Origin of the sequence: Myxococcus sp. CA051A (assembly GCF_013336705.1) — a bacterium.
GTDB classification, from domain to species: Bacteria; Myxococcota; Myxococcia; order Myxococcales; family Myxococcaceae; genus Myxococcus; species Myxococcus llanfairpwllgwyngyllgogerychwyrndrobwllllantysiliogogogochensis.
Map to the genome: position 1 here is coordinate 454,162 of NZ_JABUMS010000002.1, position 18,636 is coordinate 472,797.

Consider the following 18,636-nt stretch of genomic DNA (forward strand, 5'->3'; position numbering starts at 1 on the left):
AGCGCGCGGACGCCGGGCGCGTTATGAACTCGCCCTGTGTCTCCTCGTTCTCTTGATGCCACGCCCCCCGCGAAGACCTCCCTCAAAGACCGCCTGAAGGGCGCCGGGAGCCTGTTCCGGCAGCTCCCCGGCACGTTCCAGCTCTTCTGGCGGGCGAGCCCCCAGGGGGCGGTGCTGCTGGGGGCGCTGACGCTGGTGGCGGCGGTGTTGCCGGCGGGCATCGCCTGGGTGGGCAAGCTGATTGTGGACGCGGTGGTGGCGTCCGCGCAGGGCTCGGCGGAGGCGCACTCGCGCGTCTATGGCCTGGTGGGGCTGGAGTTCGGGTTGATGCTCGGCTCCGCGGTGGTGGAGCGGGGGCTGACGCTGACGCGGGAGTTGTTGCGCGCGAACCTGGGCAACCTGCTCAACGAGCGGATTCTCCAGAAGGCGCTGGAGCTGGAGCTTCAGCACTTCGAGGACTCGGACACCTACGACAAGATGCAGAACGCGCGGCGCGAGGCGAGCAGTCGCCCGCTGTCGCTGGTGATGCAGGCGTTCTCCATCGTCCGCAACGCGATTACGTTGTCCACCTTCGCGGCGCTGTTGATTGCGTTGTCGCCGTGGAGCGTCGTCGTGTTGGTGGTGGCGTCGGTTCCGGCGTTCATCGCGGAGGCGCGGCTGGCGATGGCGGGCTTCCGGCTCTACTCGTGGCGTGCGCCGGAGGGGCGCAAGCTGAACTACCTGGAGTGGATCCTCACGCGCGACAGTCACGTGAAGGAAGTGAAGCTCTTCGGGTTGGGGGAGCTGGTGCTGGGGCGCTACCGGGAGCTGTTCCGGAAGTTCTTCGCGGAGGACCGCGCGCTGGCCTTCAAGCGGATGGGGTGGGGTCTGGGTTTGGGTGTGTTGTCGCTGGCGGCCTTCTACGGCTGCTATCTGTTCGTGGCGGGGCGGGCGGCGGACGGGGCCATCACCGTGGGCGACATGGTGTTGTACCTGGGGGTGTTCCGGCAGGGGCAGGCGGCGTTCCAGGGCATCCTGACGAGCGTGGGCTCCATGTACGAGGACGCGCTCTTCATGAGCAATCTCTTCACGTACCTGGAGATTCCGACGGGCAGCGAGTCGCCCCGGGTATTGCCGGCGAAGTCACCGCCGCGCGGGCCGACCAACGACATTGAGTTGCGCGACGTGTCCTTCCGCTATCCGGGGAAGGAGGCGTGGGCGCTCAGGCATGTGTCGTTGACGCTGCGGCCGGGACAGAAGCTGGCGCTGGTGGGGGAGAACGGGGCGGGGAAGAGCACGTTGTTGAAGCTGCTGTTGCGGCTGTACGAGCCGACGGAGGGGGTCATCCTCTACGGGGGCGTGGACATCCGGGACATGGACGTGGGGGATTTGCGCAGCCGCTTCGGGGCGGTGTTCCAGGACTTCGTGCGCTACCAGTTCAACGTGGCGGAGAACATCGGGTTGGGGCACGTGCCGGCGCTGGAGGACCGGGGTCGCATCGTGAAGGCGGCGGAGCAGGGTGGGGCGAGTGGGGTGATTGAGACGCTGCCGAGCCAGTACGACACGATGCTGGGCGGGTGGTTCGAGAAGGGGCAGGAGCTGTCGGCGGGGCAGTGGCAGAAGCTGGCGGTGGCGCGAGCGTTCATGCGGGACGACGCGGAGGTACTGATTCTGGATGAGCCCACGGCGAGCATCGACGCGGAGGCGGAGCACGCGTTGTTCGAGCGCTTCCAGGCGCTGGCGGCGGACCGGATGGCGATAGTGATTTCGCACCGCTTCTCCACGGTGCGGATGGCGGACCAGATCGCCGTGTTGCACAACGGCGGCGTGGACGAACTGGGCAGTCATGACGCGCTGATGGCGAAGGACGGGCGCTACGCGCACCTGTTCCGCTTGCAGGCGCGCGGCTATCAGACCTGAGGCGAGGCGCTCAGTCCCGCTTGCCGCGACGCATGACGGGGATGCGGTCGGGAGACTCCCTCGACTCGATGTGGTCGATGGCGTCGAGGGCCTCCTCTGCGACGTACCACCAGCCCGGGTTCACCCGCTCGTCTTCCTCGGCGACCTTGCGGAGCGCGGGGATGGCGGGGCGGTGCTTGAGGGCGCCGAGGGCGAAGCAGGACCAGAAGCGCAGCTCGACGGCGGGGTGTTCGAGGAGGCCGATGAGGGTCTGGAAGATGCGCCGGTTCAGGCCCGACGACGTTGATGGCCTGAGGGCCTCGAGGGACTGACCGCGGACGCTCATGTGCTCGTAGGGGTCCTCGGCGGCTTCGAGCAGGGCCTCGATGACGGGGGGCGAGCCCTTGTCGATGCTGCAGAGCAGCCAGGCGCAGACCTCACGGGCCTTGGGGTCGGCGGCGGTGCGCAGGAGTCTGGCCACGTGACGTGCAGTGACGGGGTCCTTGCGTTGCAACAGCACCATGGCGGCCTGATGTCGGGCGGCTTCGTCTCCTGTCTCGAGCGGGCCGAGCAGCAGCGCCAGCTCCGGTGGAGGAGCCTGGAAGGCCGGAGCGCGAGGGCGTCGGGCGGTGCGTTTCGTGGGGGGCTTCATGGGAGCACCCTACGCGGTTTCAGGGCGGGGGAGCCGGGTCCGACCCCTTCAGGTGCCCCTGCCGCTTCTGGCGTGCCTTGTCCCTGAGGACGAGCAGGGCACCCAGGGCGAAGAGCACCGCGGCGAAAGAGATGCCCCCTCCGATGAATCCGCCGACGAAGCCACCGAGCCCACGCACGGCGGCGCCGACGAAGCCCTCGAGTCCCCAGATGGGGGCCGAAGTGATGCCCCACACGGCACCCGCCACTCCGAAGAGGGCCGCAGCGGTGAAGATGACGGGCTCGATGAGGTTCATCGTCTGCCTCGAGGGGCGGCGGGAGGACTGGCGCTCCCGTCATTGAAGCACACGTGAGGGGCGCCCTGGGCTCGCACCGAGGGCGCGAAGGCTCAGGTGGGCTGGTGCTCGCGCCCGAACTCCGTGAGGAACTCGGCCAGGGGCTTGGTGGCCTCGGGATGCAGGGCGCCGAGCACTTCCAGGGCGAAGCTCGCGGGCGCCGAGCCGGACGCGGTGATGACGCGTCCGTCGCGCACCGCGCGCGGCCCGGGTCGATAGTGCGCGACACCGTTGTAGGCCGGGACGTGTTGCTGGAGGAAGTCGAGGGCGTTGCTGGTGTGTGCGCGGTCATCGAGCAGGCCGGCCCGGGCCAGCGCGAGCGTCGCACCGCAGATTCCGGCGACGACGAGGCCCGCGTCCGCCGCGCGCCGGAGCACGGGCGTGAGGTCGGGGCTCTCGGGCGTCATCCAGAGCGAGGACCCAATCAGCACGAGCGCATCGGCCTGGTTGGGAGAGAAGTCCTCGAGCGCGCCGTGGACCTGGATGGTCATTCCGCCAATCGATGAAACCGGGCGTCCCCCTGGCGACAACCACGACACCGTGTCACCGAAGTCCTCGCGCGCCCCCGCCGCCAGCAGCGCGGGCTCCCAGTCGGCGAACGGCTCCACCACGACGAATGCGATACGGGCCAACAGCGTGCTCCTCGTTGAATGAGCCCCGAGGATAGGGAAAGTGGGCGCGACGCTCCAGACGAGAGAAGGCCCCCACCGCCAGGACAAAGCAGCGGCGGGGGTCTTCGCCCCGGAGTTCAAAGTAATACGGATTTCAGTCAGGCCGGAGTCGTTCCACTCAGGGTAAGGGAAGACGGTTCGCGGCCGCCTGTTGGCGGGCGATGAGTTGAAGAATGAGAGTCATTGGTTGAGTCAATGACTTTTCGATGTAGTGCCCGCCGCACGAATGGACAGAGTCCGTTCGTGCGCCGCGTCCCTTACTGGTCCGTCCAGCGGAGGTGCCATGGGCCGCCGCGAAAGAGGCAGACTTCGTTTGCAAGGGGCTCGCAGTCGCCGCATGCCGTGTTCGGAGCCCGGATGAGGGTTCCATCGCAGCAGCGGATGCCACAGGTCCGAAGGTTGGGCGAACAGGGCTCTTTGACGAGATTGCAGGCCATGGCCTCGACCTCGCCGCCCTCGGTCACGGCCTCCATACTGATTTCCTCGCCGGGCGTGGCCTCGACGGGAGCCTGCTCCTCCGGGAGCGGACCTCCGCACGCGGTCAATGCCACGATTCCAGCCAACAGCGCACAACGCCGCAGTCCTGCGATGAACATGATTGTCTCCGCTTTCTTTGGCGTCTGGGTTCGGAAGAGCCCATCAGACGCAAAGCCAGTAAGCCACGGAGTTCCGGCGAAGGCAATATGTCATGCATGTAAGTGATTGCCGGAGTCAATGAGTTGCATGGGGTCCGTCCATGGTGATGGGTCATGGATAGGGATTCCCGCATGCCGCGCCGCGCCCAATGCGAACGCACGGCTCCGCCGGAAACCCTGTGGCTCCTTCCGGCGGGGTGCGTGTGATGCGGTAACCCGCTACGGCGCGGGCGTCGACCTCGGGGAGGGTGCTTCCGTGAGCCCTGGCTCGGTGATTGCCCGTGAGGGCACGAGGACTCTCACTGAGAACTGGTCCAGGTAGGAGGGGGCCAGTGCGCTGAGCCACTGGGCATGGGTCCCCTCCCACAGGGCACCTGAGAGGGTGAAGACTCCAATGGGTCCCAAATAGCGGTTGCGGTCCATTCCCATGCCGGGCCGGTGCTCCGGCCGCCCCAGGCGCACGAACAGCCGCATGTCGCGCAGGACGTTGTCATAGACAATGAGGCCAAACACGACGTTGGGTTCGTCCGCTGCGAGTCGGAGTCCCGCGTCGGCGGTCCGCTCGATGGTGTTGCTGATGATGTGTACCCCTTCACCCTTCACGATGCGGATGCCCTGTCCATTGGTGCGCGACGCATAGTTGTAGATGTCGTGGATGTAGTTGCTTTCAATCAGCACGTTGGTGGGATGGTCGATGACGTTGTTCCCGCCAATGGAGATGCCCCGGCCCGCTTGGTAGATTTCATTGTCCAGAATCTGGATGTTCGTCGCGTCCTCGTGAATCAGCACGCCTTCGGCGGCGGACGTGTTCGCCTGCCAGGGAAAGCGGGTGATGTTCGGGAGGTCGTAGATGATGTTCCTGTGCAGCAGGAGGTCATCGCAGGCCTTGACGTCGACGCCGTTCTCCCCCGTGGCATGCAGTCGATTCCTCTCGACGAGGATGATGGCGGGCCGGCCGCCATTCGGCTGACACTGCACCCCGTCGCCCGAAACGTCGTGGATGTCGTTCTCCACGATGAAGATGTTGCGGGACACGCCTCGGATCGCCACGCCGTGCGAGTCCGTGTTCGTCTTGGAGAAGTCGTAGATCTCGTTGTGGTCGAAGAGGACGAACTCCGCGTAGCTGGCGATGACGCCGCCGCCGGCCCGGCCTCCGTGCAACTTCGAGTCGCGGAGTTGGGAGCAGGTCGTGTTGGTCTCGAAGAGCACGGCGAACGACGGTCTGCTTTGGACGTCCACCTCGAAGAACTGGACGATCCAGTACGGCTGGCTCACCATGACCAGGCTGCCGACGTTGGTGGCCGCTGGCAGGATGCGAGGACGCGCGGCCTGCTCACCCCTCAGGACGATGGGAGCGTCGGCGGTGCCTGGTCGAGCCCCCTTCGGAGCGGTGATGGCGACCTGCTCGTTGTAGTCACCTGCTCTCACCACGATGACGTTTCCCGGCCGGGCGACCTTCACCGCCGCCATGATGGTGGAGTAGGGATTCTCGTTGGACCCCAGAGGCTTCGTGGGGTCTCGTGGGCCGGTCTTCGCGACATGGATGGTGGGACCTTGCGCCTGCGTCCCCCTCGGACAGTGGTCGTAGAAGAGGTCTTCCGTGAAGATGGGTGCCTGCCTCGCGGTCTGAGTCCCCACCCTGTCCGACGATGCGCCGTCCTCGTATGCCTCGGGCTGGCTCGTGCCGCAACCCAGCGCGCCGCCGCATAGCCATGTCATGCAGGCCAGATGCGTAAGTATTTGCCCCCATCGATGCTTCGTCATGTCCGTCCCCCTCGTGCCCTGCCACCGCGAGGGTTCATGGTTGTAACGGCCCTGCCCCACATCAACCTCGTTGCCCCGAAGGATGGACGCGCTGCTGTCCATACCCCTGGGGAGGTAGGTCCCTCCCGGGAGTCTTGTGGAAGCTTTCCAGGGGCCTGCATTCGCAGGTCTCGACCCGTGGGGAAGCAATGACTGTCAGATACGACCCGGAAATCATTCGCGCCCATGCGCAGGCGCTCTATGACCAGGCACGAGGCATGGTCTTCGCGTGGGGCCTGGCTGGTTTTGTCGGAGGAGGAGTCGCTGGCGCGGTGCTCGACGCGGCGATGAAGAGCGGGCCGATAGGGGCCGTGGTCCTCGGCTTCATCGGGATGGCGCTGGGGGTCCGCTCGGCGAGGTCGCGGGCCTTCGTCCTCCAGCTCCAGGCGCAGACGGCGCTGTGTCAGGTCGCCATCGAGGCCAACACGCGCCGCGCCGCCGATGCCGTGGTGTCCGCCGCGAGTCCGCCGGAGGGCGGTCGGCTCACCCAGGTGGGCTGAGCACGGCGCCCTGGAGTGCTACGCCGTCGGCAGGTGGTCGCGGACGACGCCGAGCCAGTATTCCTTGCCGTAGTACTGGCTCATCTTCCCGATGAGCTTCCCCTCGCGGAACAGCAGGAACGTGGGGATGCCGTAGAGGCCGAAGCGGTGGGCCAGCGTCTCGTGCTGGTATGCGTTCACTTTCACGACGCGCATCGGTGCGCCGTCCAACTCCGAGAGGAGCATGGGCTCGGCCGCCGCGTAGATTTCGCAGTTCGGGCAGCCGTCACCCCAGAAGTCCACCACCACCAGCTCGCCCTTCGGCTCCATGACCAGCTGGTCGAAGTTCTCCGCCGTCCCCTCATAGCTCACGGGATGTGCCATGCCCCTTGCCTAACGGGTCGCTCTGCCGGCTTCAAGCCGGGCTCGGCCCGGGTGGCGGGTCCCCGGGGAACCCGTTCCGCGCGGTCGTGGATCAGCGGAAAGAGGCCTGTCTGGCCTGGAGTGGAGGGGGCGCGAGGCCCGGGCCCTTCTGGGTCGGTGGCGGGTCCTCCTCCCGAGCAAGGGGATGGATGGAGCCCTGGCCCGGCGTTGTCGTGATAGGTCGGGGAGGGCTCGGGTGGCCCTACCTCGGGGGCTGGATCATTCCGTGCGGGGGGCCATCAAAAGCCCAACAGGCGCACTGCGCGGGACGCACAGCCGCCGTAAGGTTGTGGCAATGGTTGTGTCGTGGAGGGGTCATGCACGAGTGGTTGCAGGCACTGCGGAAGTCGGCGAAGGCAGCGTCATCGGGTGTGTCCGCGGATGAGGTCCGGTGGGCGGAGACGGAGTGTGGCGTTCCATTCCCCGAGGACCTCGGCCACCTGTACCTGTCCTTCAACGGGGGCGAGTTTCACGGGGACGTGAGTCTCTTCCCGCTGCACGGGCCCGAGGGCTCCGCGAGCGTGTTGGAGAAGACGCGGTTGAAGCTGGAGGGCCTTCCGGCGGCGGGTGTGTGGCGCATTGGAATGAAGGGGGCCCACCGGCACCTGTTCTCCGCGCGCAAGTCGGCCATGGTGGAGCAGGGCGATGGTGGTGGACCCCTGCCGGGTTGGGTCCAGGCGCTGGGTGACGAGGAATGGATTTTCGGCACCTGGGAGGGCGAGAAGCGCGAGATGCGGCTGTACCGCACGCTGAAGGAGATGCTCGACGTGCTCGTGCCTCCGGCGGAGGTCGAGAGCTTCGGTGAGCGCACTTTCGCGCGCGCGCTGAACGCGGTGCTCCAGGGCGCGCTCTCTGGCGTCGGGGTGGACGACGAAGAGGAGACGGAGGAGGAGTCCGTCACGCAGGAGGTGCTCGTCGAGGCCGAAGAAGAGGAGGACGAGGGCGCTCAGCGCGAGCTGGCCTACGAGTACGACGACGACGCGTCACGAGGCCGGAAGGGCGCCGAGACCGCCGGGTTCGGAAAGGCTGGCACGAAGGACGGCGGTGGGAGGAAGGCTCCGTCGAAGGTGGCGGTGAAGCAGGTGGAACTCTTCGTGCGTCCGACGATGCAGGAGGCGCTGCGCAAGGAGCTGGGGCCCGAGAAGAAGGAGGCGCCCAAGAAGAAGGCGGCCGAGGCACCGGCACCGAAGGCTCCTGCCGAGCCCGCCGCGAAGAAGGCGAAGCCTCAGGTGGCCGCGACGCCCGCTGAGGCAAAGCCGGTGAGCGCGCCCCAGGCGGAACCGACAGCGAAGAAGGCCAAGGCGAAGAAGGTGGCCACGCCACTGGCGTTGGCACCCGCGACGAGCGATGTGCCGGCGCTGCTCGCGGAGGCGGCGGCGAAGAAGTCGGCTGTGGCTCCGGCGGCGAAGGTGGATACGGCGACGAAGCCCCGTGAAGCCATCGTGAAGAAGGCCGATACGCCAGCGGTTGGCGCGCCCAGCACCGCAAGCAAGGCCGCCGTGAAGAAGGCCGCCGCGACGAAGGCCGCCGCGACGCCCTCCGCGACGAAGGCCGCCGCGACGAAGGCCGCCGCGACGCCCTCCGCGACGAAGGCCGCTGCGAAGAATGCTGCTGCGACGCCCGCTGCGAAGAAGGTCGCTGGGACGCCCTCCTCGAAGAAGGTCGCTGGGACGCCCTCCTCGAAGAAGGCTGCTGCGACGCCCGCCTTGAAGAATGCCCCCGTGAAGAAGACGGCTGCGACGCCCGTCGCGAAGAAGGCGCCTGCGAAGCCTGCCGCGACGAAGGCCGCAGCGAAGAAGTCCCCTGCGAAGTCAGCCGCGAAGAAGGGCACCGCGAAGAAGTCTCCTGCGAAGCCCACCGCGAAGAAGTCGGCTGCGAAGAAGGCGCCTGTGAAGTCAGCCGCGAAGAAGGCCCCCGCGAAGAAGGTCGCCACCCAGAAGGCGGGGGGCAAGAAGGTCGTCGCGGGGAAAGCTCCAGCGAAGAAGGCGGCAGCCAAGAAGGGCGCCGTCAAGAAGGCCAAGTCGAGGAAGTAGGCCCTCGACGCGTCCATGCGCGGCCCCTTTGTTCGAGGAGGGGCCGCCTCGCGGCGCGATGCAAGAAGACCGTCAATGTCAGCCTGACGAGGTCTCGCCGTTCCTCATCGTCAAACGAACTCCTGGGAGGAGAACATGACGATGGATGCTCTACGCGCGCTGGAAGCCTGGCTTGCCAATCACTCCAATGGAGAGTGGGAGCACCAGTACGGTGTTCGGATTGAGAACCTCGATAATCCAGGGTGGTTGGTCTACGTCGATCTGATCCAGACGGAGTTGTCGGGGGTCGCCTTCGAGGAAGTGACGATTGATCGAACGGACGAGGATTGGGTCCGCTGCCGAGTGCGTGCCGACGTCTTCGAGGGGTTTGGTGGAGCCTCGAACCTGAGGGAGATTCTGGGCCTCTTCCAGACGTGGCACGAGAAGTTCGCGGGCGGAAGCGCTCTGCGCGAGCCGTGAGTCCACGAGAAACCCCAGGGGGCGCGGGCGGGCCGGACCTCATCAGTCCGGCCTCGACCTTCCAACCGGTGGGCGCCGAAGCGCTAGCTCTCCGGGAGCTGGTCCCTGCGCGCGGGGCGCAAGCGCTCCTCGGGCTGGGCCGTCAGCTCCACTTCCTCCGCCTCCTCGTCACCCCGGCGGAACTCGTGAATCTGATCCGGCAGGATGTCTCGGAAGTCCGGCTCCTCCTCCAACGGGGGAGTCGCCGCCAGGTCCTGGTCGGAGATGTTGATCTCCTCCTCGCCGGTGTCCTGGTTCACGTGACGCAACGAAGTGGACTCGCCCACGTCCTCCGAACCGAGCTTCTTGAATCGCATGGTGTCTCCTCGCTCAAGCGGGGTGGGCCGAACCGCCGTACCTCAACAATGAGAACCCACGCGGGCCGCCGCAATTCGCGCCGCCCGCCCGCCTGCCGGGTTCGGCGGCTCAGCCCTTCGGGAACGCCGCGCGGCCCGTGGGGTAGACGGGCTCCACCTTCAGCAGCACCATGCCCAGCGCCAGCACGCGCGACAGCGTCTCGCGCACGGTGTAGCGCCAGGGTGTCGACCGCCCCTCGTCCGCCGCCACGCCCCACGCGTCGATGCCCACCGAGTTGGCGATGAACAGCGCCCGAGGCAGATGGAAGCGCTGGGTGACGAGCAACGCCTGACTCGCCCCGAACACGCCGCGCGCCCGCAGGCAGCTGTCGTAGGTGGACAGCCCCGCCTCGTCGCCCAGCACCGCGGACTCCGGCACGCCGCGCTCCAGGAGGTAGCGCCGCATGGCCCGCGTCTCGTGGTGGAAGGGCTGCACCTCGTCCCCGCTCACCAGCACCGCGCGCACCTTGCCCTCGCGCCACAGCGCCATCGCCATGTCCAACCGCTGGGCGAGCACTGGAGAGGGCACCGCGCCCGGCGCCAGCCCCGCGCCGAAGACGAGCGCCACCGGCGCTGTGGGCGCCTGCGCCAGGGACACGATGCGCTCCTCGTAGCTCACCCGCACGAGGTACGAGGTGACGAGCAGGCCCACCGTGCCCGCGAGCAGGAGAAAGAGGGCCCTGCGCGCCCAGATACCGCTCGCTCGGGTTGGCTTCATGGACCCAGGAACCACCGCACCAGGCGCCATTGTGTTACGGCCGACCGCCCTCGCAAAGCCCCGTGTGGACCTCCCGCGTCAAACCGGTGCGTCCGCCTGGGGGGCGGCCAACCCTGGCAACAGTCGCCGCAGCGTCTCCAGGAGCCGCTTGGGGTCCACCGGCTTGGGCAGGAAGGCCGCCACGCCCTGGCTCGCCGCGTACACCGCCCTGTCGCGGGGGCTCATGTCCGCCGTCTCCGCCGACAGGATGACCACCGGCACCCGCGCGAGCGCCGGGTCCGTCCCGCGCGCCGTCAGCACCCGATGGCCGTCCAGGACCGGCAGCCCCATGTCCAGCAGGATGAGCGAGGGAGGGGGCAGGGCCCCCAGGTGCGCCAGCGCCTCCCGGCCGTCGCCCGCGACGCGGACCTCGTAGCCTTGGAGCTCCAGGTAGGTCTGGAGCGCCTCGCGGATATCCACGTCGTCCTCGACGATGAGCAGGGGTCCAGCGGCGGCGACGGCTGAGGCCATGCCCTGGAAGGTAAGGGGTCTGCTCACCTCCGACAGCCCCAGGGTCGCCCGCCCGGCAGCCCCCGGGCCACGTGTCCGGAAAGCCCCGGCAGGACTGCCGTTGACCGGCTTGCGGCCCGCTTATATAGGGGGCCCCGCCGTCAGACTGCCTTGCTCCCACCCGGGCGCACCTGGGCAGAACGTCCCACAGGAGTCCTCCGTCCCATGGCGTCCCTTCGCGACATTCGCAAGCGCATCCGCTCGGTGAAGAACACGCGGCAGATCACCAAGGCCATGAAGATGGTCTCCGCCGCGAAGCTGCGAAAGGCGCAGGACGCCATCCTCGCCGCCCGTCCGTACGCGTCGATGCTGGACCAGATCATCTCGGACCTGACGGCGCGCTCCGGTGACGACAACCTCACCCATCCGCTGCTGGTGGCCCGCCCGGTCAAGCGCGTGGAGCTGGTGACGCTGACGTCGGACCGCGGCCTCGCGGGCGGCTTCAACTCCAACATCACCCGCCGCGCCAACCGCTTCATCTACGAGAACACCGCGCTGGAGCGCATCCAGGTCTCCACGGTGGGCCGCAAGGGCAACGACTTCTTCCGCAACCGCAACCAGACCATCCGCAAGGACTTCGGTGGGCTGTACCAGCGGCTGAACTACCGCGCCGCCGCGGAAGTGGCCGAGGAGCTCGTCGCCAGCTTCCTCAACGGCGAGGTGGACGCGGTCCACATCGTCTACAACGAGTTCATCAGCGCGATTAACCAGAAGGTCGTCGTCGCCCAGCTGCTGCCGCTGCAGACGCTCGGCGCCGAAGCGCCTCCCTCCGAGGGCGCCACCGCGATGGTGGACTTCAAGTACGAGCCGGACCGCCAGGCGGTGCTGGACCGGTTGGTCCCCCAGGCCGTCAACATCAAGGTCTACCGCGCCCTGTTGGAGAGCGTCGCCAGCGAGCATGGCGCCCGCATGAGCGCCATGGAGAACGCCACCTCCAACGCCTCGGACATGATTTCCAGCCTGACGCTCACCTACAACCGCACCCGTCAGGCGGTCATCACCAAGGAGCTGATGGAAATCGTCTCCGGCGCCGAGGCGCTCAAGTAGCTCCCGCCTCCTGTCGCGCAAGCCTCGGGCCCGCCCCATTTTTGGGTGCGGGCCCTTCGCGTTTAAGGGTCTCCACGAGCGCGTGAGGGCTCGCGCGAGGAGGGCCGCGTGAAGCAGCGACTGTGGGTGGTGCTGGGACTGCTGTGCATCAGTGGGTGTGCGTGCGAGACGGTGTCCAGCGGCCACGGGGGCATCGGCTTCGACTCGTTCGGCAGCGGCACCCAGCGTGAGCCCTATGGGGAAGGGCTGCATGTGCTCAGGCCGGGCAAGTCGCTCATCACCTACGATTTGCGCGTCCAGGAGATGAAGGACGAGCTGAGCGTGCTGTCCAACAACGGCCTGGACCTGAAGGTGGACTCCAGCGTGCGCTACCGGGTGGACCCGGCGAAGCTCTTCGAGCTGCACACGCAGACGGGCCCCCGCTACGCGGACATCCTCATCGCCCCCATCGCCCGCTCGGAGGCGCGCAAGGTGTTCGGCCGCTACGCGCCAGAGGAGATCTACTCCACCAAGCGCGAGCAGATTGAAAAGGAGATCCAGGACGAGGTGACCCGGGCCCTGCAGGGCAAGCACGTCGTCGTGGAGGCCATCCTCGTCCGGGACGTCACGCTGCCGGCCGCCATCCGGGAGGCCATCGCGGACAAGCTCGCCGAGGAGCAGCGCAGCCAGAAGATGCGCTTCACCCTGGACAAGGAGCGCCAGGAGGCCGAGCGCCGGCAGATCGAAGCCGAGGGCATCGCCAAGTACCAGAACATCGTCCGCCAGGGCCTCACCGAGGAGTACCTGCGCTTCAAGGGCATCGAGGCCACGGAGAAGCTCGCCTCCAGCCCCAACGCCAAGGTCGTCGTCGTGGGCGGCGGCTCGAAGGGCAACCTGCCGCTCGTCTACCAGGTGGACGGGAAGTAGCCGGGGGGTTGGCGCCGGGGGCGTGGATCCGCTAAGCGGGACTTACCGGTCAGGTCCCCGGGAGGCTTGATTCTGGGGGAGGCCCCCGGTAAAGGGGCACCGCCCTCATATCCGGGCCGAAATTTGATGACGGGCACGGCGCCGGCCGCTCCCCCTCACGAGGCAGACGACATCCCATGAGCGCTCAAGTTCCTACGGCAGGCAAAATCATCCAGGTTCTCGGCCCCGTGGTCGACGTCGAGTTCCCGCCGGGCGGTCTTCCCGAGGTCTACGTCGCCCTCAAGGTGACGAACGCGAACCTGGGGCCGGAGCAGGAGAACCTCACCCTGGAAGTGGCGCAGCATCTGGGCGAGAACACGGTGCGCACCATCGCCATGGACTCCACCGAGGGTCTGGCGCGTGGCACTGCCGTTCGCAACACGGGCGGCCCCATCCAGGTTCCGGTCGGCAAGGCCACCCTGGGCCGCATCCTGAACGTCACCGGTGAGCCGGTGGATGAGATGGGTCCGGTGAAGGCGCAGGAGTACTGGCCCATCCACCGCGCGCCCCCCGCGTTCACGGAGCAGGACGTGCGCGTGCAGATGTTCGAGACCGGCATCAAGGTCATCGACCTGCTCGCCCCCTACACCCGTGGCGGCAAGATTGGCCTGTTCGGCGGCGCCGGCGTGGGCAAGACGGTGCTCCTGCAGGAGCTCATCCGCAACGTCGCCATCGAGCGCGGCGGCTTCTCCGTGTTCGCCGGCGTGGGCGAGCGCACCCGCGAGGGCAACGACCTGTACCACGAGATGCAGGACACGGGCGTCATCAAGACCGACAACCTGGAGGCCAGCCAGGCCGTCCTCGTGTACGGCCAGATGAACGAGCCGCCCGGTGCCCGCGCCCGCGTGGCCCTCTCCGCGCTGACCATGGCGGAGTACTTCCGCGACGTGGAGGGCCGTGACGTGCTCCTCTTCGTGGACAACATCTTCCGCTTCACCCAGGCCGGCTCGGAAGTGTCCGCCCTCCTGGGCCGCATCCCCAGCGCCGTGGGTTACCAGCCCACGCTCGCCACGGAGATGGGCAGCCTGCAGGAGCGCATCACCTCCACCACCAAGGGCTCCATCACGTCCGTGCAGGCCATCTACGTGCCCGCCGACGACCTGACGGACCCGGCGCCCGCCACCGCGTTCGCCCACCTGGACGCGACGACGGTGCTCAACCGCTCCATCGCGGAGCTCGCCATCTTCCCCGCCGTGGACCCGCTCGACTCCACCAGCCGCATCCTGGACCCGGGCATCATCGGCCAGGAGCACTACGCGGTGGCCCGCAAGGTCCAGGGCATCCTCCAGCGGTACAAGGAGCTGCAGGACATCATCGCCATCCTCGGCATGGACGAGCTCTCCGAGGACGACAAGCTGGTGGTGGCGCGCGCCCGCAAGATTCAGAAGTTCCTGTCCCAGCCGTTCTTCGTCGCCCAGGTCTTCACCGGCAAGGAAGGCCGGTACGTGAAGCTCCAGGACACCATCCAGGGCTTCAAGGAGATCGCCGAGGGCAAGCACGACGAAATCCCCGAGGGCGCCTTCTACATGGCGGGCACCATCAGCGAAGTCGTCGAGAACGCGATCAAGCAGGCGGCGTAGACTCGGTTCAAACCCGCTTTCCGAGGTGACCATGCGTCACGCGGCGCTCGCCCTGTTCCTCTGTGTTCTGTCGCTCCCCGCCCTGGCGGAGGAGCGAAAGGGACGGGCCCGGGTGAGCGCCAACGGCTTGTACAGCGTGCGCATGGTGGACGCGGGCCCGGGCAAGTGCCGGCTCGAGGTGACGAAGGAGAGCGGACCCGTCTGGCAGCTGGAGCAGTGCCTGGGGACGGTGGACGACTACTACTTCGTCTCCAACGACGGCGAGCGCGTCTGGGTGGTGTGGCCCCTGGTGGAGAAGGGGAAGACGAAGCCGGAGCCGGCGCCGAAGCGGGGCAAGGCGAAGAAGCCCAAGGGACCTCCGGGCTGGGCCACGAACGTGCTGGTGGCGGGGCAGTATGGCCGCGACGGTCAGCGAGTCCTGGAGCGGCGACTGACGGACCTGGTCCCCGCGCGGCAGCTCACCGAGGTGCGCCAGATGACCCACCACTTGAAGTGGCTGGAGGGCACGCTCGGCATCCCCGGCAAGGGGCCTCGGTTGACGGACGCCGGGGTGGTGGAGTTCGAGCCGGTGGGTGGCAGCACCCAGCAGCTCCATTTCTGATTTGGGTAGTGCGAGGAGCCTCATGGCCAAGCTGACTGTGGAGATTGTCACCCCCGAGAAGCGCATCCTGTCGGTGCAGGCCGACGAGGCCATCGTGCCCGGCGGCAAGGGCCTGTTTGGCGTGCGGCCGGGGCACACCCCCTTCCTGTCGCTGATGGAGCCGGGCTCGCTGACGCTCATCGACGCGGGCAAGCGTGACGCGTACTTCGTCGCGGGCGGCTTCGTGGAAGTGGCCAACGACAAGGTGCTCGTGCTGGCGGACGCCGCCGAGCACGTGTCCGGCATCGACGTGGAGGGCGCGCGCAAGCGCCTGTCCGAGGCGCAGGAGCGCCTGAAGGGCCTGTCCTCCGAGGACGCGCGCTACGAGCTGGAGCAGGCCACCGTGCGTCGCGAGGCGGCTCGTATCGGCGCCGCGAACGCTCGGGCCTGAGTCAGTCTCCGGGCCTCACGGCCAGGACAGCCCCAGCGACTTCTCGAAGCCCCGCCGGCCCTCGACGGTGAGCCGCACTCCGCGGCCCTCGGGCCGGCGTGCAATCCAGCGCAGCGCGAACAGGCGCTCCGCCAGCGCGGCGCCCAGCGCCCCACCCACGTGGGCGCGGCGCTCGCTCCAGTCCAGGCAGCGGCGCGCGAAGGCGCGGCGGCCCTGTGACAGTGTCTGTGTATCCACGCCCCACTTCGCCACGAAGCGTGTGCCCTCCGGGGTGAGGGCGTAGCTGTCCTCGCCGGACTCCAAGAGGCCGCGCTTCTCCAGGCCCTCGGCCAGCGCCACGCCCAGCGTGCCCGCCAGGTGGTCGTAACAGGTGCGCGCGAAGCGCAGCGGCTCTGGTACGCGCACGGTGGCGACGCGCGTGGGGACGAGCAGGCTGAGCGCTTCAAGGGCGCGCGCGACGTCGGCGCTGGCGAGCCGGTAGTAGCGGTGGCGGCCCTGCACCTCCACGCGGACCAGGTTTCCCTCCAGGAGTTTCGCGAGGTGCCCGCTCGCCGTCTGCGGGGAGATGCCCGCTTCCCGTGCGAGCTCGCCCGCGGTCCTCGCGGGTCCTTCGAGGAGGCGCGAGAGCATGCCCGCGCGCGTGGCGTCGCCGATGAGTGAAGCCGTGAGGGCGAGGTCGATGGGGTGGGGCATGGCGAGAGCTTGAGGGCCAAGCCTACGAGGACGTTTCGGCGCGCGCCGAACTATCTCGGGCGGGGGCTTGCGTGTGTGGCCGGGCGGCACGCGGACGTCTCGGCAAGCACCGAAGCGTTTCGAGCCACCCGTGCCCTAGGGATGCGGGCATGACCGAGCCGACGAGACACCGCGTGATTGCGCCCCGCATCCTCTACTTCGGAACGCCAGTGGCGCTCCTGAGCACCCTTCAAGAAGACGGCTCACCCAACCTGACGCCGCTGTCCTCCGCGTGGGCACTCGATGACAGGCTGGTGCTTGGACTGGGTGGGCTGGGCCAGGGCCTGGCGAACCTGGAGCGCACGCGCGAGGCCGTGGTGAACCTGCCCTCCGCGTCCCTGTGGCCTCAGGTCGAGCGCCTGGCGCCCACCACGGGCCGCTTCCCCGTTCCGGACTCGAAGCGCGCGCAGGGCTATCAGCACGAGCCTCGCAAGTTCGAGCGCGCGGGCCTCACGCCGTTGCCCTCCGACACCGTCGCTCCACCCCGCGTCGCAGAGTGTCCCTTGCAGCTCGAGGCCGTGCTGCTGTCCGCGCGCCGCTCCAGCCCCACGCCCGAGGCCCCCGAGCCCTCCTTCGTCATCGCCGAGCTGCGCGTCACCCGCGTGCACGCGCACGAGTCCGTCACCGTGCCGGGCACGCAGCACATCGACGTGGAGCGCTGGCAACCCCTGCTCTACGTGTTCCGCCACTACGTCGGCACGGGCGCGGGAATGGGCCGCAACTTCCGCGCGGAGACATGACCACCGCACGACGGTGGCCCGGAGGCCCCGACTGATTCCCGCGATTCGCGCTCCTTGTCCTGCTGTAGTTGACCTTACGCCCGAATCGATGCATTTGAAATGCATCTTTAAGCCCGGATGGGGCGGAAGGAGCGGACGCGATGAGCACGGCGGCGCAGGAGAAGAGCGTTTACGAGCAGATTGGCGGAGAGCCGGCGATGGCGGCGGCGGTGGACGTGTTCTACCGGAAGGTGCTGTCGGACGACCGCATCAGCCACTTCTTCGAGGACGTGGACATGGAGCGCCAGTCCGCGAAGCAGAAGGCGTTCCTGACGATGGTGACGGGCGGGCCCTCGAACTACACGGGCAAGGACATGCGCGCCGGCCATGCGCCCCTGGTGAAGCGCGGGCTGAACGACGTGCACTTCGACGCGGTGGTGGAGCACCTGCGCGCGACGCTGGAGGAACTCAACGTTCCTGCGCCGCTGGTGGAGCGGGTGCTCGCCATCGCCGGGGGCGCTCGCGCGGACGTGCTGAACCGCTGAAGGACGAAAGGCGCGCCATGGCCAGGGTGAAGCACGAGTCACGGTGGTATCCGCTGGAGGCCGAGGAGAGCGTGCTGGACGGGCTCCTGCGGCAGGGGGTGGCCGTGCCGAACGCGTGCCGCGCGGGAGCGTGCCAGTCCTGCCTCATGCGCGCGCTGTCCGGTGACGTGCCGGAGGCCGCGCGCGCGGGGCTGAAGGACACGCTGCGCACGCAAGGCTACTTCCTCGCCTGTGTCTGCCGGCCCGTCACCGGCGCGGAGCTGGAGGTGGCGGGCGCGGATGCGCTGCGCGTGCCCGCGCGCATCGAGTCCATGTCCCGCTTGTCCCCCAGCGTGCTGCGCGTGCGCCTGACCACGGACTCGCCCTTTGATTACCGGGCGGGGCAGTACGTGTCGCTGTTGCGGGCGGATGGGCTGGCCCGCAGCTACTCCCTGGCGAGCCTGCCGCGCGAGGGCCTGCTGGAGCTGCACGTGCGCCTGGTGCCGGGTGGCGCGATGAGCGGCTGGCTGGTCCGGGAGGCGCGCGTCGGTGACGCCATGGCGGTGCAGGGGCCAGCGGGCAGTTGTTTCTACGTGCCCGGTCGCCCCGAGCAGCCGCTGCTGCTGGCGGGCACCGGCACGGGATTGGCGCCCCTCTACGGCATCGCGCGCGACGCGCTGGAGGCGGGGCATACCGGCCCCATCTGGCTCTTCCACGGCGCGCGCACGCCCGAGGGGCTCTACCTCACGGACGAACTGCGCGAGCTGGCCGCGCGCAACGTGGGTTTCCACTACAGACCTGGCGTGCTGACGGGAGGAAGCCGGGACGTGGCCGAGGGAGCGCTCGACGTGCTCATCCGCGCGGAGTGTCCGAAGCCCGTGGGCTACCGGGCGTGGCTCTGCGGCGATTCCGATTTGGTGTTATCCCTGCGCAAGAAGCTCTTCCTCTCGGGGCTCTCGCTGAAGGACCTCCACGCGGATGCCTTCCTGCCGAGCGCCCCCAGGGTGGAGGCCGTCGGAGCCCGCTGAC

21 protein-coding genes are annotated in these 18,636 nt (G+C 68.3%); 12 read left to right on the top strand and 9 right to left on the bottom strand.

Features of this window, described 5'->3' with window-relative positions:
- Nucleotides 1-36: 36 nt before the first annotated feature.
- Nucleotides 37-1,899, top strand: a complete 1,863-nt coding sequence (locus HUA74_RS07260) for an ABC transporter ATP-binding protein (RefSeq protein WP_174453947.1) — start codon at nucleotides 37-39, stop codon at nucleotides 1,897-1,899.
- Between the two features lie 10 nt (nucleotides 1,900-1,909).
- Here HUA74_RS07260 and HUA74_RS07265 read toward each other — a convergent pair whose 3' ends face one another.
- The 4 genes from HUA74_RS07265 to HUA74_RS07280 all read right to left on the bottom strand — a co-directional run bounded on the left by HUA74_RS07265 (nucleotide 1,910) and on the right by HUA74_RS07280 (nucleotide 5,934).
- Entirely contained in the window at nucleotides 1,910-2,530 is a 621-nt protein-coding gene (locus HUA74_RS07265) for a HEAT repeat domain-containing protein (RefSeq protein ID WP_174453948.1), read from the bottom strand.
- 19 nt (nucleotides 2,531-2,549) lie between these two features.
- On the bottom strand, nucleotides 2,550-2,825 hold the full coding sequence (locus HUA74_RS07270) for a hypothetical protein (protein ID WP_174453949.1): 276 nt from the start codon (nucleotides 2,823-2,825) through the stop codon (nucleotides 2,550-2,552).
- 92 nt (nucleotides 2,826-2,917) lie between these two features.
- The gene (locus tag HUA74_RS07275) at nucleotides 2,918-3,496 is read right to left on the bottom strand and encodes a type 1 glutamine amidotransferase family protein (RefSeq protein WP_174453950.1); all 579 of its coding nucleotides are present in this window, start codon (nucleotides 3,494-3,496) and stop codon (nucleotides 2,918-2,920) included.
- 893 nt (nucleotides 3,497-4,389) lie between these two features.
- Complete coding sequence (locus HUA74_RS07280) at nucleotides 4,390-5,934, bottom strand: right-handed parallel beta-helix repeat-containing protein (RefSeq protein ID WP_217443371.1); 1,545 nt, start codon at nucleotides 5,932-5,934, stop codon at nucleotides 4,390-4,392.
- Between the two features lie 188 nt (nucleotides 5,935-6,122).
- Here HUA74_RS07280 and HUA74_RS07285 point away from each other — a divergent pair, with 188 nt between their 5' ends.
- Nucleotides 6,123-6,473: a hypothetical protein gene (locus tag HUA74_RS07285; RefSeq protein WP_141643340.1), complete on the top strand. Its 351-nt coding sequence runs from the start codon at nucleotides 6,123-6,125 to the stop codon at nucleotides 6,471-6,473.
- 18 nt (nucleotides 6,474-6,491) lie between these two features.
- On the opposite strand, the gene HUA74_RS07290 is transcribed toward HUA74_RS07285, so the two are convergent.
- Nucleotides 6,492-6,836, bottom strand: a complete 345-nt coding sequence (locus HUA74_RS07290) for a co-chaperone YbbN (RefSeq protein WP_141643341.1) — start codon at nucleotides 6,834-6,836, stop codon at nucleotides 6,492-6,494.
- Nucleotides 6,837-7,192: 356 nt separating this feature from the next.
- Between HUA74_RS07290 and HUA74_RS46600 the strand changes: the two genes are divergently transcribed.
- Both HUA74_RS46600 and HUA74_RS07300 read left to right on the top strand, forming a co-directional pair.
- Nucleotides 7,193-8,908 (top strand): SMI1/KNR4 family protein, encoded by a 1,716-nt coding sequence (locus HUA74_RS46600; RefSeq protein ID WP_174453951.1) that lies wholly within the window; start codon nucleotides 7,193-7,195, stop codon nucleotides 8,906-8,908.
- Nucleotides 8,909-9,043: 135 nt separating this feature from the next.
- Nucleotides 9,044-9,367: an immunity 53 family protein gene (locus HUA74_RS07300; protein WP_217443372.1), complete on the top strand. Its 324-nt coding sequence runs from the start codon at nucleotides 9,044-9,046 to the stop codon at nucleotides 9,365-9,367.
- 83 nt (nucleotides 9,368-9,450) lie between these two features.
- On the opposite strand, the gene HUA74_RS07305 is transcribed toward HUA74_RS07300, so the two are convergent.
- The 3 genes from HUA74_RS07305 to HUA74_RS07315 form a co-directional block, all read right to left on the bottom strand.
- Entirely contained in the window at nucleotides 9,451-9,723 is a 273-nt protein-coding gene (locus tag HUA74_RS07305) for a hypothetical protein (RefSeq protein WP_141643344.1), read from the bottom strand.
- Between the two features lie 109 nt (nucleotides 9,724-9,832).
- A complete protein-coding gene (locus HUA74_RS07310; RefSeq protein ID WP_174453952.1) occupies nucleotides 9,833-10,480 on the bottom strand; it encodes a vancomycin high temperature exclusion protein in 648 nt (215 codons plus the stop codon).
- Nucleotides 10,481-10,558: 78 nt separating this feature from the next.
- Nucleotides 10,559-11,017 carry a response regulator gene (locus HUA74_RS07315; RefSeq protein ID WP_371817206.1) on the bottom strand — a complete coding sequence of 153 codons (459 nt, stop codon included), beginning with the start codon at nucleotides 11,015-11,017 and terminating at the stop codon, nucleotides 10,559-10,561.
- Between the two features lie 177 nt (nucleotides 11,018-11,194).
- Between HUA74_RS07315 and atpG the strand changes: the two genes are divergently transcribed.
- The 5 genes from atpG to HUA74_RS07340 all read left to right on the top strand — a co-directional run bounded on the left by atpG (nucleotide 11,195) and on the right by HUA74_RS07340 (nucleotide 15,632).
- Nucleotides 11,195-12,076 carry an ATP synthase F1 subunit gamma gene (atpG, locus tag HUA74_RS07320; protein ID WP_174453953.1) on the top strand — a complete coding sequence of 294 codons (882 nt, stop codon included), beginning with the start codon at nucleotides 11,195-11,197 and terminating at the stop codon, nucleotides 12,074-12,076.
- Between the two features lie 108 nt (nucleotides 12,077-12,184).
- Nucleotides 12,185-12,982, top strand: coding sequence for a prohibitin family protein (locus tag HUA74_RS07325; protein ID WP_174453954.1), 798 nt, complete (start codon nucleotides 12,185-12,187; stop codon nucleotides 12,980-12,982).
- Between the two features lie 176 nt (nucleotides 12,983-13,158).
- Nucleotides 13,159-14,601 carry a F0F1 ATP synthase subunit beta gene (gene atpD / locus HUA74_RS07330; RefSeq protein ID WP_174453955.1) on the top strand — a complete coding sequence of 481 codons (1,443 nt, stop codon included), beginning with the start codon at nucleotides 13,159-13,161 and terminating at the stop codon, nucleotides 14,599-14,601.
- A 31-nt stretch (nucleotides 14,602-14,632) separates the two neighbouring features.
- Entirely contained in the window at nucleotides 14,633-15,202 is a 570-nt protein-coding gene (locus tag HUA74_RS07335) for a hypothetical protein (protein ID WP_174453956.1), read from the top strand.
- A 22-nt stretch (nucleotides 15,203-15,224) separates the two neighbouring features.
- The gene (locus tag HUA74_RS07340; protein ID WP_141643351.1) at nucleotides 15,225-15,632 is read left to right on the top strand and encodes a F0F1 ATP synthase subunit epsilon; all 408 of its coding nucleotides are present in this window, start codon (nucleotides 15,225-15,227) and stop codon (nucleotides 15,630-15,632) included.
- A gap of 15 nt (nucleotides 15,633-15,647) precedes the next feature.
- On the opposite strand, the gene HUA74_RS07345 is transcribed toward HUA74_RS07340, so the two are convergent.
- Nucleotides 15,648-16,325: a helix-turn-helix transcriptional regulator gene (locus HUA74_RS07345; protein WP_174453957.1), complete on the bottom strand. Its 678-nt coding sequence runs from the start codon at nucleotides 16,323-16,325 to the stop codon at nucleotides 15,648-15,650.
- A gap of 173 nt (nucleotides 16,326-16,498) precedes the next feature.
- On the opposite strand from HUA74_RS07345, the gene HUA74_RS07350 reads away from it, so the two are divergent.
- The 3 genes from HUA74_RS07350 to HUA74_RS07360 all read left to right on the top strand — a co-directional run bounded on the left by HUA74_RS07350 (nucleotide 16,499) and on the right by HUA74_RS07360 (nucleotide 18,635).
- Entirely contained in the window at nucleotides 16,499-17,104 is a 606-nt protein-coding gene (locus tag HUA74_RS07350) for a flavin reductase family protein (RefSeq protein WP_246137229.1), read from the top strand.
- A 140-nt stretch (nucleotides 17,105-17,244) separates the two neighbouring features.
- On the top strand, nucleotides 17,245-17,628 hold the full coding sequence (locus HUA74_RS07355; protein ID WP_141643354.1) for a group 1 truncated hemoglobin: 384 nt from the start codon (nucleotides 17,245-17,247) through the stop codon (nucleotides 17,626-17,628).
- Nucleotides 17,629-17,645: 17 nt separating this feature from the next.
- Entirely contained in the window at nucleotides 17,646-18,635 is a 990-nt protein-coding gene (locus HUA74_RS07360; protein WP_174453958.1) for an FAD-binding oxidoreductase, read from the top strand.
- Nucleotide 18,636 lies beyond the last annotated feature (1 nt).

Bases quoted from the DNA above. Each gene is read 5' to 3' on its own strand.
- HUA74_RS46600 (WP_174453951.1), top strand. From the start codon at position 7,193: ATGCACGAGTGGTTGCAGGCACTGCGGAAGTCGGCGAAGGCAGCGTCA.
- atpD (WP_174453955.1), top strand. From the start codon at position 13,159: ATGAGCGCTCAAGTTCCTACGGCAGGCAAAATCATCCAGGTTCTCGGC.
- HUA74_RS07285 (WP_141643340.1), top strand. From the start codon at position 6,123: ATGACTGTCAGATACGACCCGGAAATCATTCGCGCCCATGCGCAGGCG.
- HUA74_RS07290 (WP_141643341.1), bottom strand. From the start codon at position 6,836: ATGGCACATCCCGTGAGCTATGAGGGGACGGCGGAGAACTTCGACCAG.
- HUA74_RS07265 (WP_174453948.1), bottom strand. From the start codon at position 2,530: ATGAAGCCCCCCACGAAACGCACCGCCCGACGCCCTCGCGCTCCGGCC.
- HUA74_RS07345 (WP_174453957.1), bottom strand. From the start codon at position 16,325: ATGCCCCACCCCATCGACCTCGCCCTCACGGCTTCACTCATCGGCGAC.
- HUA74_RS07305 (WP_141643344.1), bottom strand. From the start codon at position 9,723: ATGCGATTCAAGAAGCTCGGTTCGGAGGACGTGGGCGAGTCCACTTCG.
- HUA74_RS07335 (WP_174453956.1), top strand. From the start codon at position 14,633: ATGCGTCACGCGGCGCTCGCCCTGTTCCTCTGTGTTCTGTCGCTCCCC.
- HUA74_RS07300 (WP_217443372.1), top strand. From the start codon at position 9,044: ATGACGATGGATGCTCTACGCGCGCTGGAAGCCTGGCTTGCCAATCAC.
- HUA74_RS07340 (WP_141643351.1), top strand. From the start codon at position 15,225: ATGGCCAAGCTGACTGTGGAGATTGTCACCCCCGAGAAGCGCATCCTG.
- HUA74_RS07310 (WP_174453952.1), bottom strand. From the start codon at position 10,480: ATGAAGCCAACCCGAGCGAGCGGTATCTGGGCGCGCAGGGCCCTCTTT.
- HUA74_RS07355 (WP_141643354.1), top strand. From the start codon at position 17,245: ATGAGCACGGCGGCGCAGGAGAAGAGCGTTTACGAGCAGATTGGCGGA.
- HUA74_RS07360 (WP_174453958.1), top strand. From the start codon at position 17,646: ATGGCCAGGGTGAAGCACGAGTCACGGTGGTATCCGCTGGAGGCCGAG.
- HUA74_RS07270 (WP_174453949.1), bottom strand. From the start codon at position 2,825: ATGAACCTCATCGAGCCCGTCATCTTCACCGCTGCGGCCCTCTTCGGA.
- HUA74_RS07280 (WP_217443371.1), bottom strand. From the start codon at position 5,934: ATGACGAAGCATCGATGGGGGCAAATACTTACGCATCTGGCCTGCATG.
- atpG (WP_174453953.1), top strand. From the start codon at position 11,195: ATGGCGTCCCTTCGCGACATTCGCAAGCGCATCCGCTCGGTGAAGAAC.